We start from the raw sequence: 16,212 nt of genomic DNA, 5'->3' as shown, positions 1-16,212 counted from the left end.
GTAGCGTGGAGTGTCAATCCGCCTCCCCCAGGAGAGTCCACGCCGTGCGCATCGCAGTCACCGGCTCCATCGCCACCGACCACCTCATGACCTTCCCCGGGCGCTTCGCCGACCAGTTCGTCGCGGACCAGCTGCACACGGTCTCGCTGTCCTTCCTGGTCGACAACCTCGACGTGCGCCGGGGCGGGGTCGGCGCGAACATCGCCTTCGGGATGGGCCAGCTCGGCACCCGGCCGGTCCTGGTCGGCGCCGCGGGCTTCGACTTCGACGAGTACCGGGCCTGGCTGGACCGGCACGGCGTCGACACCGCCTCCGTCCGCATCTCCGACACCCTGCACACCGCCCGCTTCGTGTGCACCACGGACGCCGACCACAACCAGATCGGCTCCTTCTACACGGGTGCGATGAGCGAGGCCCGCCTGATCGAGCTGAAGACCGTCGCCGACCGCGTGGGCGGCCTCGACCTGGTCTCCATCGGCGCCGACGACCCCGAGGCGATGCTCCGGCACACCGAGGAGTGCCGCTCCAGGGGCATCCCGTTCGCCGCCGACTTCTCCCAGCAGATCGCCCGGATGGACGGCGAGGAGATCCGCATCCTGCTGGACGGGGCGACCTACCTCTTCTCCAACGAGTACGAGAAGGGGCTCATCGAGACCAAGACGGGCTGGACCGACGCCGAGATCCTCGCCCGCGTCGGCCACCGCGTCACCACCCTCGGCTCGCGCGGCGTGCGCATCGAGCGCGTCGGCGAGGACCCGATCGAGGTCGGCTGCCCCGACGAGGAGCGCAAGGCCGACCCGACCGGCGTCGGCGACGCCTTCCGCGCCGGCTTCCTGTCGGGCCTCGCCTGGGGCGTCGGCCTGGAGCGCGCCGCGCAGGTCGGCTGCATGCTCGCCACCCTGGTCATCGAGACCGTCGGCACCCAGGAGTACCAGCTGCGCCGCGCCCACTTCATGGAGCGCTTCACCAAGGCCTACGGCGACGAGGCCGCGGCCGAGGTGCAGAAGCACCTCGTCTGACCGGCCGGATCAGGAGACCCGGCGGACCACGTAGGCCGAGCCGCGGTCCGCCGGCTCCTCGCCCACGTACTCCTGCCCGCGCATCTCGCACCACGCCGGGATGTCCAGCCGGGCCGCCTCGTCGTCCGCGAGGACCCGCACCGTGCCGCCCACCGGCACGTCGCCGATCACCTTGGCCAGCTCGATCACCGGGATCGGGCAGCGCCGCCCCAGCGCGTCGACGACCAGGGCGTCGCCCGGCTCCCGCGTCACGGCGGCCCCGGCGGGCACCGGCGCGCCCAGCTTCCGGCGCACCTGAGCCACCGTTTCGGGCAGGACGGACAGGAACCGCTCGACGTCCTCCCGCGCCGTCCCCGGCGGCAGCGAGACGCGGACGTTGCCCTCGCTCAGCACCCCCATCGCCCGCAGCACGTGGCTGGGCGTCAGCGTGCTGCTGGTGCAGGACGACCCGGAGGAGACGGAGAAGCCGGCGCGGTCCAGTTCGTGCAGCAGTGTCTCCCCGTCGACATAGAGACAGGAGAAGGTGACGATCCCCGGCAGCCGCCGCTCCGGGTCGCCGACCACCTCCACGTCCGGCACCAGCCGGGGGATCCGCGCCCGGATCCGCTCCGTCAGTTCCCGCAGCCGCGCCGCATCCTCGGCCGCCCGGGCCCGCACCGCCCGCAGCGACGCCGCCGCGGCCACGATCGCCGGGAGGTTCTCGAACCCGGCCGCCCGCCCCGACTCCCGCTCGTCCGCCGGCCCCGGGGGCGCGAACCGCACCCCCTTGCGGACGACGAGCAGCCCGACCCCCGGCGGACCGCCCCACTTGTGGGCGCTCGCCGTGAGCAGCGACCAGTCGCCCTCCACCGGCCCCCAGCCCAGCGACTGGGCCGCGTCCACCAGCAGCGGCACCCCCGCCGCCCGGCAGACCCCGGCCACCTCGGCCACCGGCTGCGCGGTCCCCACCTCGTGGTTGGCCGACTGCAGACAGGCCAGCGCGGTGTCCGGCCGCAGGGCCCCGGCGTAGGAGGAGGGGGACACGGCCCCCGCGCGGTCCACCGCCACCTCGGTGACCGACCCGCCGTCGGCCCGGTGGACCTCCGCCGAGTGGAGCACCGAAGAGTGTTCGACCGCTGACACGATCAGGTGGCGTCCGACGCGCCGCCGCCCGGCCAGCGCCCCCGCGATCCCGGAGTGCACCGCCCGGGTGCCGGACGGGGTGAACACCAGCTCGTCCGGGCGGCACCCCACCGCCTCCGCCGCCGCCTCGCGCGCCGCGTCCAGCAGCAGACGGGCCCGCCGCCCCTCCCGGTACAACCGCGAGGGATCGGCCCACCCTTCGTCGAGCGCGGCCGTCAGCGCCTGACGGGCGACGGGGTGGAGGGGAGCACCGGAAGCAGCATCGAAGTAGGCCACACCGCAACGCTATGACGTCCGGGCCGGTGACGAACCCCGAGGGGGCGCGGGGCCGTGCCGGTCCGCGGCCCGGCCGTGCGGGCGTGACCGGCCGCGAAGGGGGAACCCGCGCGCCGCAGGACGGGGATCGCCGGGCCTCCGGGCGCCCGGTCCCGCCCCTTCAGGGACACCAGCGGCGCGTATGCCACCCTCCCCGCGACCCCCCGGAGGGCGTCGGCTAGGGTTTGGTCCGCATAAACATCCAAACCCCTGCCCGACGCAGGGCGGCGACCGACCAGCGAGAAGGCCAGGCCGCAGCCGTACAGCGCGGGCGAGACTCTCGGGAAGGCGCTACGTGAGTCCCAACGGCTCCGACCGCTCGCCGCGGCGCCCGATGCGGCGGAAGCTGCTGCAGGCACTGACCGCGGGCCTGGTCCTGGCGACCGCCACCGGTTGCACATGGGAGGACTTCCCCCGCCTTGGCATGCCCACCCCCACCACGGAAGAGGCTCCGCGGATCCTCTCCCTGTGGCAGGGATCGTGGGCTGCCGCGCTCGCCGTCGGCGTGCTGGTGTGGGGCCTGATCCTGTGGAGTGCTTTCTTCCACCGGCGCAGCCGCACCAAGGTCGAAGTTCCTCCGCAAACCCGGTACAACATGCCCATCGAGGCGTTGTACACGGTCGTCCCGCTCCTCATCGTCTCGGTGCTCTTCTACTTCACCGCCCGCGACGAATCCGAGCTGATGAGGCTCGAGGAGAAGCCCGACGTCACGGTCAACGTGGTCGGCTTCCAGTGGAGCTGGTGCTTCAACTACATCGAGAACGTCGAAGGTTCCACGGGCGACGCCAAGACGTCCAAGGAACTGGAGTCGGTCCCGAAGCGCTACAAGGACGCCTTCCCGGCCGATGCCGGCGGCGTCTACGACTGCGGTGTCCCCGGCACCCGGAACCCGCAGACCAACAACCCGGGCCCCACCCTGTGGCTGCCGGAGGGCAAGCGGGTCCGCTTCGTGCTGACCTCGCGCGACGTCATCCACTCCTTCTGGGTGGTGCCGTTCCTGATGAAGCAGGACGTCATCCCGGGCCACCCCAACGCCTTCGAGGTGACCCCCAACAGGGAGGGCACCTTCCTGGGCAAGTGCGCCGAGCTCTGCGGCGTGGACCACTCCCGGATGCTGTTCAACGTCAAGGTCGTCTCCCCCGAGCGTTACGAGCAGCACCTGAAGGACCTCGTGAAGAAGGGGCAGACCGGTTACGTGCCCGCCGGCATCAAGCAGTCGGAGCACGAGAAGAACCGGGAGGCGAACATCCTGTGAGCATCCTCAACCAACCCCAGGGTGCCGCGGCGGCAGGGTCCCACCACGAGGACCAGCTGCCGGTCCGGCGCCAGAACCGCGGCAGCGTCGTGATCAAGTGGCTGACGACCACGGACCACAAGACGATCGGCACGCTGTACCTGGTCACGTCGTTCGCGTTCTTCGTGATCGGCGGCGTGATGGCGCTCGTCATGCGTGCCGAGCTGGCCCGGCCGGGCCTGCAGATCATGTCGAACGAGCAGTTCAACCAGGCGTTCACGATGCACGGCACGATCATGCTGCTGATGTTCGCGACGCCGCTGTTCGCCGGTTTCGCCAACTGGATCATGCCGCTGCAGATCGGCGCGCCCGACGTGGCGTTCCCGCGGCTGAACATGTTCGCCTACTGGCTGTACCTGTTCGGCTCGCTGATCGCGGTCGGCGGTTTCCTCACCCCGGACGGCGCGGCCGACTTCGGCTGGTTCGCCTACGCCCCGCTGTCGGACGCGGTCCGCTCGCCGGGCATCGGCGCCGACATGTGGATCATGGGCCTGGCCTTCTCCGGCTTCGGCACCATCCTCGGCTCGGTCAACTTCATCACCACGATCATCTGCATGCGCGCCCCGGGCATGACGATGTTCCGCATGCCGATCTTCACCTGGAACGTGCTGCTGACCGGTGTGCTGGTCCTGCTCGCCTTCCCGGTGCTGGCCGCCGCGCTCTTCGCGCTGGAGGCGGACCGCAAGTTCGGCAGCCACATCTTCGACTCGGCCAACGGCGGCGCGCTGCTGTGGCAGCACCTGTTCTGGTTCTTCGGCCACCCCGAGGTGTACATCATCGCGCTGCCGTTCTTCGGCATCATCAGTGAGGTCATCCCGGTCTTCTCCCGCAAGCCGATGTTCGGCTACATGGGCCTGATCGGCGCGACCATCGCGATCGCGGGTCTGTCGGTGACGGTGTGGGCGCACCACATGTACGTGACCGGCGGTGTGCTGCTGCCGTTCTTCTCCTTCATGACCTTCCTGATCGCGGTCCCGACCGGGGTGAAGTTCTTCAACTGGATCGGCACCATGTGGAAGGGCTCGCTGAGCTTCGAGACGCCGATGCTGTGGGCGCTGGGCTTCCTGATCACCTTCACCTTCGGTGGTCTGACCGGTGTCATCCTGGCCTCGCCGCCGCTGGACTTCCACGTGTCCGACAGCTACTTCGTGGTGGCGCACTTCCACTACGTGGTCTTCGGCACCGTGGTGTTCGCGATGTTCGCCGGCTTCCACTTCTGGTGGCCGAAGTTCACCGGCAAGATGCTCGACGAGCGCCTGGGCAAGATCACCTTCTGGACGCTGTTCATCGGCTTCCACGGCACCTTCCTGGTCCAGCACTGGCTGGGTGCCGAGGGCATGCCGCGCCGGTACGCCGACTACCTGGCGGCCGACGGCTTCACCGCGCTGAACACCGTCTCCACGATCGCCTCGTTCCTGCTCGGCCTGTCGATCCTGCCGTTCTTCTACAACATCTGGAAGACGGCCAAGTACGGCGAGCCGGTCGGCGTCGACGACCCGTGGGGCTACGGCCGCTCCCTGGAGTGGGCGACCTCCTGCCCGCCCCCGCGGCACAACTTCCTCACCCTGCCGCGGATCCGCAGCGAATCCCCGGCGTTCGACCTGCATCACCCCGAGATCGCCGCGCTCGACCAGCTCGAGAACGCCGGTCACGGTGAGAAGGCCCTCGCTGGTGGCAAGGAGGCCGGCAAGTGAAGATCCAGGGCAAGATGTTCATGTGGCTGAGCGTCTTCCTCCTCATCATGGCCGTGGTCTACGGCGTGTGGTCGAAGGAGCCGGCCGGTACCACCGCCCTCTTCCTGGCCTTCGGCCTGGCCATCATGATCGGCTTCTACCTGGGCTTCACGGCCAAGCGGGTGGACGTGGGCGCGCAGGACAACAAGGAGGCGGACGTCGCGGACGACGCCGGCGAGGTCGGGTTCTTCAGCCCGCACAGCTGGCAGCCGCTCTTCCTGGCCATCGGTGGCGCCTTCGCCTTCCTGGCCGTCGCCGTCGGCTGGTGGCTGATGTACTTCTCGCTGCCGCTGATCCTGGCCAGCCTCTGGGGCTGGGTCTTCGAGTACTACCGCGGTGAGAACCGCACCCAGTAACACACGGCACGGCACTTCGGGGCCCGGACACTCCGCCAGGAGCGTCCGGGCCCCGTTGTCGCGGTACGGACGTCACACGTTCGGGCCACCCGGTGCGCCGGAGCCGACGCGGCTCCCTAGCGTGAGGTCATGAGACAGACAGAGTCCTCGCGCGGCGGGGGAACCGGCCGGGGCCGCACCGCCGCCGGCTGCACGCTGCTGGTGCTCGCCCTCGGCGCGGGCCTCACGGGCTGCGCCGCCGACGACCACCCGCTGTCCGTCGAGCCGTACGACGCGGCGGAGCAGATCTCCTTCAACGGATCCGTCGACGGGGGGAGCGCGGTCGACCCGGACCGGCCCCTGGAGGTCGTCGCCGAGGACTCCCGCGGGCGCATCACGGACGTCACCGCCGTGGACGCCTCGGGCCGCCACGTGGCCGGCGAACTCGCCGCCGACGGCAGCCGCTGGCACAGCACCTCGCCGCTCGCCGAGAACGCCCGGTACACGCTCCGCGTGAGCACCGAGGACGAGAACGGCAGACCGGGCCGCAAGGTCCTCACCCTCACCACCGGCAAGCCCGCCACCACCCGGCGCCTGACCGTCGCCTTCGGGCCGCAGACCGGCACCTACGGCGTCGGCCAGCCCCTCACCGCCGAGCTGAACGCGCCCGTCAAGGACCGGGCCCAGCGCGCCGTCGTGGAACGCGCCCTGAGGGTGGAGTCCACGCCCGCGGTGACCGGCGCCTGGCACTGGGTGGACGACAGGAAGCTGCACTACCGCCCGAAGGACTACTGGCCGGCCCACGCCACCGTCCGGATGAGCAGCGTCCTGGAGGGCGTCAAGGTCAACGACCGGCTCCGGGGCGGCGCCTCCCCGTCCCTGACGATCAGGACCGGCGACCGGGTCATAGCCGTCGCCGACGCCGCCGCGCACCGGCTGTCGGTCCACAAGAACGGCGAGGAGATCAAGCGGATCCCCATCACCACCGGCAAGCCCGGCTTCGAGACCCGCAACGGCGTCAAGGTCGTGCTCGGCAAGGAACGCTTCGTACGCATGCGCAGCACCACCGTCGGCATCGCCGAGGGCTCGGCCGAGTCCTACGACCTGGACGTGGAGTTCGCCGTCCGGGTGACCTGGAGCGGCGAGTACGCGCACGCCGCCCCGTGGTCCGTCGACTCCCAGGGCAACGCCAACGTCAGCCACGGCTGCGTCGGGATGAGCACCGAGAACGCCGAGTGGTTCTTCGACACCGTCCGTGCGGGTGACCTCGTCGAGGTGGTGAACTCGGCCGGCGACACCATGGAGTCCTTCGGCAACGGCTTCGGCGACTGGAACCTCACCTGGGCCGAGTGGCGCGAGGGCAGCGCCCTGACGGACGGCACCGCGCAGGTCACGCAGGAGGCGGCCCGGCTGCGGCCCGCGGCGGCGTGACCCGCTCCGCGACCGTCCTACACGCCCTGCAGGCGCTTGTGCCGCAGCAGCTCGGCCAGCGCGCCCGCGAACTCCACCGGCTCCACCGGCAGCGTCACGGCCGCCTCCGCGCGGCTCCAGGTGGCCAGCCAGGCGTCCTGGGGCCGCGCGATCAGCAGCAGCACCGGCGGGCAGCCGAAGACCTCGTCCTTGATCTGGCGGCACACCCCCATGCCGCCCATGGGCACGGCCTCGCCGTCCAGGACGCAGACGTCGATGCCGCCCTTGTCCAGCTCCGCGAGGACGGCCGGTACGGTCGCGCACTCCACGAACTCCACGACGGGGACGTCCGGAGCCGGCCGCCGGCCGGTGGCGAGCCGCACCTGCTCCCGGGTGTTGGCGTCGTCGCTGTAGACCAGCACCGTGGCGGTCGCCTGCATGGTTCCTCCACCTGTCGAGAGAGGGCAGCACTGTCGGGAACTTCGGGTACCGATGGCGCGGATGCTACCCCTTCCGACCGCCTGTCCACACTGGTTCGGACACGCCTGCGAGCGGCCGTTCCCTGGGCCATCCGGGCAGTACAGGAGGGGCGAACACACCGAACGGCACCCCCGGGAGTGAGGGCGGGATAAGCGACCGACATAATGTCGGCGTGGCGACAGCAACGACAGTAGATACCGGGCACGCGCACCCGTCGGTCAACCGGCCGAACCTCACCAGCGTCGGAACCATCATCTGGCTGAGTTCCGAGCTGATGTTCTTCGCGGCCCTCTTCGCGATGTACTTCACCCTGCGATCGGTGACCGGACCCGACTTCTGGTCGGAGAAGGCCGACGCCCTGAACTTCCCGTTCTCGGCGGCGAACACCACGATCCTGGTGCTCTCCTCCCTCACCTGCCAGCTCGGCGTGTTCGCCGCCGAGCGCGGTGACGTGAAGAAGCTCCGGATGTGGTTCATCGTCACCTTCGTCATGGGCGCGGTCTTCATCGGCGGCCAGGTCTTCGAGTACACCGAGCTGGTCATGCACGAGGGCCTGTCCCTCTCCTCCGACCCGTACGGCTCGGTGTTCTACCTGACCACCGGCTTCCACGGCCTGCACGTGACGGGCGGTCTCATCGCCTTCCTGCTGGTCCTGGGCCGGACCTACGCGGCCCGGAGGTTCACCCACGAGCAGGCGACCGCGGCCATCGTCGTGTCCTACTACTGGCACTTCGTCGATGTCGTCTGGATCGGCCTCTTCGCCACGATCTACATGATCAAGTAGCCGGGCCCGCATCCGCGCGCGCTCCCGAAGCGCACCAACCAGAAGCATCGACGCAGAAGATCCTGACACCGGGGTAATCCGTGAAAAAGCTCTCCGCACGACGACGCCACCCGCTGGCAGCGCTCGTCGTCCTACTCCTCGCGCTGGCATGCACCGGGGGGCTCTACGCCGTGTTCGCACCCGCGGACAAGGCGCAGGCCGACGAAACCGCCCAGTCCCTCACCATCGAGGAGGGCAAGAAGCTCTACGCGGTCGGCTGCGCCAGCTGCCACGGCACCGGCGGTCAGGGCACCTCCGACGGTCCGAGCCTGGTGGGCGTGGGCGCCGCGGCCGTGGACTTCCAGGTGGGCACCGGCCGCATGCCGGCCCACACCTCGCAGGCGGCGCAGATCCCGGACAAGAGGGCGATCTACACCCAGGCCCAGATCGACCAGCTGGCGGCGTACATCGCCTCCCTGGGCGCCGGCCCCGCCATCCCGACCGAGGAGCAGTACGGTCCCGAGGGCGCCGACATCGCCAAGGGCGGCGAGCTGTTCCGCAACAACTGCGCCCAGTGCCACAACTTCACCGGCAAGGGTGGCGCGCTGACGCACGGCAAGTACGCGCCGAGCCTCGAGGACGTCTCCCCCAAGCACATCTACGAGGCCATGCTCACCGGCCCGCAGAACATGCCCTCCTTCCCCGACAGCACGATGCCGGAGCAGAACAAGAAGGACATCATCGCGTACCTGGGCGAGGTCAACAGCGACAAGTCCGAGAGCCCGGGCGGCATGGAGCTGGGCGGGCTCGGCCCGGTCAGTGAGGGCCTGTTCGGCTGGATCTTCGGTCTCGGTGGACTGATCGTCGTCGCTGTGTGGGTCGCCGCTCGGACCGCAAAGGCCAAGAAGTCATGAGTAGCCAAGACATTCCCGAAGAGAACCTGCCCGCAGAGCGGGACACCGCCCACGGTGCGCTGGGCGTCGCGGACGAGAAGCACCCGTTCGCCGACCCGGGGCTGCCGCCCCACGAGCACCGGATCCAGGACATCGACGAGCGGGCCGCCAAGCGCTCCGAGCGCACGGTCGCCCTGCTGTTCACGCTGTCGATGCTGGCCACCATCGGCTTCATCGCCGCGTTCGTGGCGATCCCGGTCGACAAGATCGTCTACGTCTTCCCGCTGGGTCACGTCAGCGCCCTGAACCTCGCGCTCGGCGTGACGCTCGGCATCGCGCTGTTCGCCATCGGCGCGGGCGCGGTCCACTGGGCCCGCACCCTGATGTCCGACGAGGAGCTGACCGACGAGCGGCACCCGATCGAGGCGCCGCCGGAGGTCCGGACCAAGGTCATGGACGACTTCCGGCAGGGTGCCAAGGAGTCGCAGCTCGGTCGCCGCAAGCTGATCCGCAACACCATGTTCGGTGCCCTCACCCTGGTGCCGCTGTCCGGCGTCGTGCTGCTGCGCGACCTCGGCCCGCTGCCCGAGGACAAGCTGCGCCACACCGCCTGGTCGAAGGGCAAGCTGCTCATCAACCAGAACACCGACGAGCCGATGCGTCCCTCCGACATCGTCACCGGCTCGCTCACGTTCGCCAAGCCCGAGGGCCTGGACGAGCACGACCACGACTTCAACAACGAGATCGCCAAGGCCGCCCTGATGATCGTCCGCATCAAGCCGGACGACATCAAGGACAAGCGCACGCTCGAGTGGTCGCACGAGGGCATCCTCGCGTACTCGAAGATCTGCACCCACGTCGGTTGCCCGATCTCCCTGTACGAGCAGCAGACGCACCACGTCCTGTGCCCCTGCCACCAGTCCACCTTCGACCTCTCCGACGGTGCCAAGGTCATCTTCGGTCCCGCCGGTCACCCGCTGCCGCAGCTGCGCATCGGCGTGAACGACGAGGGCTACCTCGAAGCGCTCGCCGACTTCGACGAGCCCGTCGGTCCTGCATTCTGGGAGCGCGGATGAGTACCAACACCACCACCGATTCCCGCTCTCGCGGGAGGGCCCCGGCCGGCGAACGCGTCGCCGACTGGGCCGACGGCCGGCTCGGGATCTACTCCCTGGCCAAGGCCAACATGCGCAAGATCTTCCCGGACCACTGGTCCTTCATGCTGGGCGAGATCTGCCTCTACAGCTTCCTGATCATCATCCTCACGGGTGTGTATCTGACGCTGTTCTTCCACCCGTCGATGAACGAGGTGGAGTACCACGGCAGCTACATCCCGATGCAGGGACAGCTGATGTCGGAGGCGTACGCCTCCACCCTGGAGATCAGCTTCGACGTGCGCGGCGGTCTGCTCATCCGGCAGATCCACCACTGGGCGGCGGTCATCTTCCTGGCCGGCATGTTCGTGCACATGATGCGCGTCTTCTTCACCGGCGCGTTCCGCAAGCCGCGTGAGATCAACTGGCTGTTCGGCTTCCTGCTGTTCGTCCTCGGCATGTTCACCGGTTTCACCGGTTACTCGCTGCCGGACGACCTGCTCTCCGGAACCGGTGTCCGCTTCACCCAGGGCGCGATCCTGTCCGTGCCGATCGTCGGCACGTACATCTCGATGTTCCTGTTCGGCGGGGAGTTCCCCGGCACCGACTTCGTCGCCCGGTTCTACTCGATCCACATCCTGCTGCTGCCGGGCATCATGCTCGGTCTCGTGGTCGCCCACCTGATCCTGGTCTTCTACCACAAGCACACGCAGTTCGCGGGTGCCGGACGGACCAACAAGAACGTCGTGGGCATGCCGCTGCTGCCGGTCTACATGGCCAAGGCGGGAGGCTTCTTCTTCCTGGTCTTCGGCTTCACCGCCCTGATCGCCGGCATCGCGTCCATCAACCCGATCTGGAACCTGGGTCCGTACCGTCCGGACATGGTCTCCACGGGCGCCCAGCCCGACTGGTACATGGGCTTCGCCGAGGGCCTGGTCCGCGCCATGCCCGGCTGGGAGATCAACTTCTGGGGCCACACCCTGGTCCTGGGCGTCTTCGTCCCGCTGGTGCTGTTCGGCCTCTTCCTCGCGATCATCGCGCTTTACCCGTTCATCGAGTCCTGGATCACCGGGGACAAGCGCGAGCACCACATCCTGGACCGGCCGCGCAACGCCCCGACCCGTACGGCCTTCGGTGTCGCCTGGGTCACGGCGTACATGATCATGCTGATCGGTGGTGGCAACGACATCGTCGCCACGCACTTCAACCTCTCGATCAACGCGGTCACCTGGTTCGTCCGCATCGGCTTCTTCGTGGGCCCGGTCATCGCGTTCATCGTCACCAAGCGGATCTGCCTCGGCCTGCAGCGCCGGGACAAGGACAAGGTGCTGCACGGCCGCGAGTCGGGCATCATCAAGCGCCTGCCGCACGGTGAGTTCATCGAGGTGCACGAGCCGCTCAGCCAGGAGCAGATGTACACCCTCACGGCGCACGAGCAGTACAAGCCCGCCGAGATCGGCCCCGAGGTCGACGAGAACGGCGTCAGGCGCAAGGTGAAGGGCTCCGAGAAGCTGCGCGCCAAGCTGAGCGAGGCGTACTACGGCGAGGAGTCCCAGATTCCGAAGCCCACCGTCGAGGAGTACAAGGAGATCACGAGCGGCCACGGCCACCACTGATCGCAGCGCTCGCCACGCCACGGTCGAAGGGCCCCGTCCGGTGTTCGGACGGGGCCCTTCGCCGTGCCCGGGGGTGGATAGGGTGGTCCTGGAAGACCCTTCCCCCGACGATCAGGAGCGGCTGATGAGCGCTGTGACCCCCGCTGGAGGCGACACCGCGGCGGGCCGCTCCTGGCCCGCCCTGCTGAACGGACTGCTGGACGGCCGGGACCTGTCCGCCGACGACACCGCCTGGGCGATGGACCTCATCATGCGCGGCGAGGCGACCGACGCGCAGATCGCCGGCTTCGCGGTGTCCCTGCGGGCCAAGGGCGAGACGGTCGAGGAGATCACCGGCTGCGTGCGGGCGATGTACGACCACGCCAGGGTGATCGAGGTGCCCGGGGCGACGGTCGACATCGTCGGCACCGGCGGCGACGGCGCCAAGACGGTGAACATCTCCACGATGTCCTCGATCGTCGTCGCCGGCACCGGCGCGAAGGTCGTCAAGCACGGCAACCGGGCCGCCTCCTCCGCGTCCGGTGCCTCCGACGTCCTGGAGAAGCTGGGCGTCAACCTGGAGCTGACCCCGCTGCGGGTGGCCGAGGTCGCCGAGGAGGCCGGGATCACCTTCTGCTTCGCGGTGAAGTTCCACCCGGCGCTGCGCCACGTGGCCGCCGCCCGCGGACAGCTGGGCATCCGCACGGTGTTCAACTTCCTCGGCCCGCTGGCCAACCCGGCGCGGGTCAAGGCGCAGGCGGTGGGGGTCGCCGACCCCCGGATGGCGCCCATCATGGCCGGGGTCTTCGCCGAACGCGGCAACTCCACGCTGGTGTTCCGCGGCGACGACGGCCTGGACGAGCTGACCACCACCGCCACCTCCAGGGTGTGGGTGGTGCGCGACGGCAAGGTGGACGAGGAGACCTTCGACCCGCGCGACGTCGGCATCGAGCTGGTGCCCGTGGAGGCCCTGCGCGGCGCCGACGCCTCCTACAACGCGGAGGTCGCCCGCCGGCTGCTGGACGGCGAACCGGGCCCCGTACGGGACGCGGTGCTGCTGAACTCGGCGGCGGCGCTGGTCGCCCTGGAGCCGGGCTCCGGCCCCCTGACCGAGCGGATCCGCACCGGGATGGCGAAGGCGGCCGAGGCGATCGACTCGGGGGCCGCCAAGCGGGTCCTGGAGCGCTGGGTGGCCGTCAGCAACGCGTAGCCCCCGCCGGGGAGACGTCCCGCGATCCGGACACGGGTTGCGGGACGCCGGTCACCTCACGTAGTTTCCTGTCCAGGTCACGAGCGACAGCCATCAGGCCCCGGCCGGCTGTCCGGCAACCCTCCGTCCGTGGCGGGGTGCCCCGGGTGAGGACCAGGCCGTGAGCAGCAAGGCTCACGGCAAGCGCGGACCCCTCGCACACCAGGGGTCCTGGTCGTCGAGGAGCCTTCCGTGAGCAAGCGAATGCGTTAGGGCTGCCGAGCCCCGCCTCCGCCCACCCCTTCCTTTCTCCTTCGCGCTCGAGCGCCGTCCGCTCGCGCGGGGATTCCGCCTGCCCCACGGGAGTTCGCCATGTCCGTCTCCGCCGTCGCCGCCGACCGGTCCGTCCGTGCCCCGCTGCCCGTCCTGGGCCGGGACGTCACCGTCCCCCTCGTCACCGGTGGCGAGGTCACCTACGCCGCCCTCGACTACGCCGCCAGCGCCCCCGCCCTCCAGCGCGTGTGGGACGACGTGGCCGCCTACGCGCCGTACTACGGCAGCGTCCACCGGGGCGCCGGTTACCTCTCCCAGCTCTCCACCGACCTGTTCGAGAACGCCCGCCGCACCGTCGCCGGGTTCCTCGACTGCCGTGCCGGGGACCAGGTGGTGTTCACCCGCTCCACCACCGACTCCCTGAACCTGCTCGCCGCCGCGCTGCCCGCCGGCTGCGAGGTCTTCGTCTTCGAGACCGAGCACCACGCCTCCCTGCTGCCCTGGCGCGACGCCCGCGTCACGTACCTCGACGCCCCGGACAGCCCGCGCCGGGCCGTGGAGACCCTGGAGCGCGCCCTCGCCGACCGCGACCCTTCCCCAGGCTCTCGGCTCCGCTCGAGCAGGGGAGGCCCCGATGGCCCGGCCCTGGTGTGCGTCACCGGCGCCTCCAACGTCACCGGTGAGCTGTGGCCCGTACGGGAACTGGCCGCCGTCGCGCACGCGCACGGCGCCCGGATCGTCCTGGACGCCGCCCAGCTGGCCCCGCACCACGCCGTCTCGGTGACCGAACTGGACGTCGACTGGGTCGCCTTCTCCGGGCACAAGCTGTACGCCCCCTTCGGCTCCGGCGTCCTGGCCGGCCGCGCCGACTGGCTGCGGGAGGCCGAGCCGTACCTCGCGGGCGGCGGCGCCAGCCGCAGGGTCACCCGGCGCGCGGACGGGGGAGTGGACGTGGAGTGGCACGACGGCGCGGCCCGTCACGAGGCCGGCTCGCCCAACGTCATCGGCGCCCACTCCATCGCCTCCGCCTGCAAGGCGCTCACCGAGGCCGGCTTCGACGCGCTGGCCGCGCGTGAGGAGCACCTGATCCGCACGGTGCGCGAGGGGCTCGCGGACGTCCCCGAGGTGCGGTTCCTGTCCCTGTTCGGGGACGACGCCCCGCGCGTCGGCGTGCTCTCCTTCGTCGTCGAGGGCTGGAACAGCTCCCACTTCGCCGCGGCGCTGTCCGCCGAGTACGGCATCGGCGTACGCGACGGGCTGTTCTGCGCCCACCCGCTGGTGCGCAGGCTGCTCGGCGGTGACCCGGAGGCCCAGGGCGAGTGCGGCGCCCCCGAGGCGGCACCGGGGGAGAGGTCCCTCAACGCCATCCGCGTCAGCTTCGGCGCGGGCACGCCGGACGAGCACGTGGAGCGGTTCGTGCGGGCGGTCGGGGAGCTCGTGCGGGACGGGGCGAAGTGGAACTACCGCACGGTGGACGGGCGGTGCGTGCCCGACACCTCGGCGCGCACCGCGGCGGCCGGCTCCGCGTGAACCGGTAGCCGGGCGCCCAGGACGATCATCCGCAGGGCCCGTTCCGTGGCGTCGGTGAGGAGTTCGGCGCCGCGGACCAGGGCCTCGGCGAGGGCCATCGGGGCGGGCAGGATGCCGTGGCAGGCGTCCACGCCCGGCACGTCGTGCGCCCCCTCGCCGAGCGTCCCCGCCAGCGCGAGCACCGGGCGCCCGTACCGCTTGGCGCGGCGGGCCACCTCCGCCGGGACCTTGCCGCGCGGCGTCTGGTGGTCCAGGGCGCCCTCGGCGGTGACGACCAGGTCGGCGCGGGCCAGCCGGGCGTCCAGGTCGAGGTGGTCCAGCAGGACGTCGAAGCGGGGGAGGAGACGCGCGCCGAGGGCGGCGAGACCGGCGCCGAGCCCGCCGGAGGCGCCCGTGCCGGGGCCGTGGCGCAGATCGGTGCCGGTGACGGCGAGATCGCGGGTGAGGACGCGCGCCCAGTTCTCCAGTCCCGCCGACAACTCCTCGACCTGGGCCGGGGTCGCCCCCTTCTGCGGGCCGAACACCCGGGCCACGCCCCGCTCGCCGCACAGCACGTTGAAGGGGTTGCAGGCGACGAGGAGCTCCACGTCGTCCAGCCGGGGATCGAGGCCGGCCGGGTCGATGCGCGCCAGGCGCGTCAACTCACGTCCGCCCCGCGGCAGTTCGAAACCGTCCGCATCCAGCAGCCGGGCGCCGAGGGCCTGGAGCGCGCCCGCGCCGCCGTCGGAGGTGCCCGAGTCGCCGCAGCCGACCAGGACGCGCCGCACGCCCTGGTCGAGCGCCGCGCGGATCAGCTCGCCGACGCCGTACGTGGTCGTGGCGCCGGGGTCGCGCCGGGTGCGCGGGACCAGGGAGAGGCCCGCGACCGCCGCCATCTCCACCACCGCGGTCTCCCGGGAGCCGAGGAGCGCGAAGTGCGTGCCGACCGGTTCGCCGACCGGGCCCGTGGCGGCCAGGGCGACCAGCCGCCCGCCGGTCGCGGCGGCCAGCGCCGGGGCCGTGCCCTCGCCGCCGTCCACCAGCGGGATCCGGTCGATCTCCGCGTCCGGCAGGACCCGGCGGACGCCCGCCGCGATGGCGTCGGCGGCGGCCTCGGCGGACAGCGACTCCTTGAAGCCGCTGGGGGCTACGACGACACGGGTGAGCATGCGATCACTCCTGGTGGGA

General features: G+C 70.7%; 14 protein-coding genes and 1 riboswitch. Of the genes, 11 read left to right on the top strand and 3 right to left on the bottom strand.

Translation table 11 applies throughout. The features are described 5' to 3' along the window. Positions 1-44: 44 nt before the first annotated feature. A complete protein-coding gene (locus GL259_RS12085) occupies positions 45-1,019 on the top strand; it encodes a carbohydrate kinase family protein (protein ID WP_159531975.1) in 975 nt (324 codons plus the stop codon). Positions 1,020-1,028: 9 nt separating this feature from the next. Here GL259_RS12085 and GL259_RS12080 read toward each other — a convergent pair whose 3' ends face one another. Continuing rightward, positions 1,029-2,417, bottom strand: coding sequence for a cysteine desulfurase/sulfurtransferase TusA family protein (locus GL259_RS12080; RefSeq protein WP_159531973.1), 1,389 nt, complete (start codon positions 2,415-2,417; stop codon positions 1,029-1,031). Between the two features lie 334 nt (positions 2,418-2,751). Between GL259_RS12080 and coxB the strand changes: the two genes are divergently transcribed. From coxB to GL259_RS12060, 4 genes are all read left to right on the top strand, one after another. Beyond that, positions 2,752-3,711, top strand: coding sequence for a cytochrome c oxidase subunit II (coxB, locus tag GL259_RS12075; RefSeq protein WP_159531971.1), 960 nt, complete (start codon positions 2,752-2,754; stop codon positions 3,709-3,711). After that, positions 3,708-5,444, top strand: a complete 1,737-nt coding sequence (gene ctaD, locus GL259_RS12070; protein ID WP_159531969.1) for a cytochrome c oxidase subunit I — start codon at positions 3,708-3,710, stop codon at positions 5,442-5,444. The genes coxB and ctaD overlap by 4 nt, the downstream gene beginning before the upstream one ends. After that, on the top strand, positions 5,441-5,839 hold the full coding sequence (locus GL259_RS12065) for a cytochrome c oxidase subunit 4 (RefSeq protein WP_159531966.1): 399 nt from the start codon (positions 5,441-5,443) through the stop codon (positions 5,837-5,839). Before ctaD ends, GL259_RS12065 begins: the two co-directional genes overlap by 4 nt. 129 nt (positions 5,840-5,968) lie before the next feature. After that, positions 5,969-7,249, top strand: a complete 1,281-nt coding sequence (locus GL259_RS12060; RefSeq protein WP_159531964.1) for an Ig-like domain-containing protein — start codon at positions 5,969-5,971, stop codon at positions 7,247-7,249. 17 nt (positions 7,250-7,266) lie between these two features. Here the strand turns inward: GL259_RS12060 and GL259_RS12055 are convergent, their stop codons facing one another. After that, positions 7,267-7,668: a hypothetical protein gene (locus GL259_RS12055; RefSeq protein WP_159531962.1), complete on the bottom strand. Its 402-nt coding sequence runs from the start codon at positions 7,666-7,668 to the stop codon at positions 7,267-7,269. Between the two features lie 212 nt (positions 7,669-7,880). Between GL259_RS12055 and GL259_RS12050 the strand changes: the two genes are divergently transcribed. The 6 genes from GL259_RS12050 to GL259_RS12025 all read left to right on the top strand — a co-directional run bounded on the left by GL259_RS12050 (position 7,881) and on the right by GL259_RS12025 (position 15,045). Beyond that, entirely contained in the window at positions 7,881-8,492 is a 612-nt protein-coding gene (locus GL259_RS12050) for a heme-copper oxidase subunit III (protein ID WP_159531960.1), read from the top strand. 80 nt (positions 8,493-8,572) lie between these two features. Then, a complete protein-coding gene (locus tag GL259_RS12045; RefSeq protein WP_159531958.1) occupies positions 8,573-9,385 on the top strand; it encodes a c-type cytochrome in 813 nt (270 codons plus the stop codon). After that, on the top strand, positions 9,382-10,440 hold the full coding sequence (locus GL259_RS12040; RefSeq protein ID WP_159531956.1) for a Rieske 2Fe-2S domain-containing protein: 1,059 nt from the start codon (positions 9,382-9,384) through the stop codon (positions 10,438-10,440). Before GL259_RS12045 ends, GL259_RS12040 begins: the two co-directional genes overlap by 4 nt. Further along, positions 10,437-12,074, top strand: a complete 1,638-nt coding sequence (locus tag GL259_RS12035; protein ID WP_159531954.1) for a cytochrome bc complex cytochrome b subunit — start codon at positions 10,437-10,439, stop codon at positions 12,072-12,074. The genes GL259_RS12040 and GL259_RS12035 overlap by 4 nt, the downstream gene beginning before the upstream one ends. Positions 12,075-12,198: 124 nt before the next feature. Further along, a complete protein-coding gene (gene trpD, locus GL259_RS12030) occupies positions 12,199-13,263 on the top strand; it encodes an anthranilate phosphoribosyltransferase (RefSeq protein WP_159531952.1) in 1,065 nt (354 codons plus the stop codon). A gap of 75 nt (positions 13,264-13,338) precedes the next feature. After that, positions 13,339-13,455, top strand: a riboswitch (SAM riboswitch). Positions 13,456-13,614: 159 nt separating this feature from the next. Continuing rightward, on the top strand, positions 13,615-15,045 hold the full coding sequence (locus tag GL259_RS12025) for an aminotransferase class V-fold PLP-dependent enzyme (protein WP_159531950.1): 1,431 nt from the start codon (positions 13,615-13,617) through the stop codon (positions 15,043-15,045). Here GL259_RS12025 and GL259_RS12020 read toward each other — a convergent pair. After that, complete coding sequence (locus tag GL259_RS12020; protein WP_159531948.1) at positions 14,976-16,193, bottom strand: glycerate kinase; 1,218 nt, start codon at positions 16,191-16,193, stop codon at positions 14,976-14,978. The genes GL259_RS12025 and GL259_RS12020 overlap by 70 nt on opposite strands. Positions 16,194-16,212: the final 19 nt, after the last annotated feature.

This window comes from Streptomyces sp. Tu 3180 (assembly GCF_009852415.1).
Classification (GTDB): Bacteria; Actinomycetota; Actinomycetes; order Streptomycetales; family Streptomycetaceae; genus Streptomyces.
Note: the sequence above shows the minus strand (reverse complement) of the source record. Positions and strands in the feature narration are given on the sequence as shown.

Excerpts from the sequence above, each read along its gene's own strand:
- GL259_RS12040 (WP_159531956.1), top strand. The coding sequence starts at position 9,382 with ATGAGTAGCCAAGACATTCCCGAAGAGAACCTGCCCGCAGAGCGGGAC.
- GL259_RS12060 (WP_159531964.1), top strand. The coding sequence starts at position 5,969 with ATGAGACAGACAGAGTCCTCGCGCGGCGGGGGAACCGGCCGGGGCCGC.
- GL259_RS12025 (WP_159531950.1), top strand. The coding sequence starts at position 13,615 with ATGTCCGTCTCCGCCGTCGCCGCCGACCGGTCCGTCCGTGCCCCGCTG.
- trpD (WP_159531952.1), top strand. The coding sequence starts at position 12,199 with ATGAGCGCTGTGACCCCCGCTGGAGGCGACACCGCGGCGGGCCGCTCC.
- GL259_RS12055 (WP_159531962.1), bottom strand. The coding sequence starts at position 7,668 with ATGCAGGCGACCGCCACGGTGCTGGTCTACAGCGACGACGCCAACACC.
- GL259_RS12020 (WP_159531948.1), bottom strand. The coding sequence starts at position 16,193 with ATGCTCACCCGTGTCGTCGTAGCCCCCAGCGGCTTCAAGGAGTCGCTG.
- GL259_RS12035 (WP_159531954.1), top strand. The coding sequence starts at position 10,437 with ATGAGTACCAACACCACCACCGATTCCCGCTCTCGCGGGAGGGCCCCG.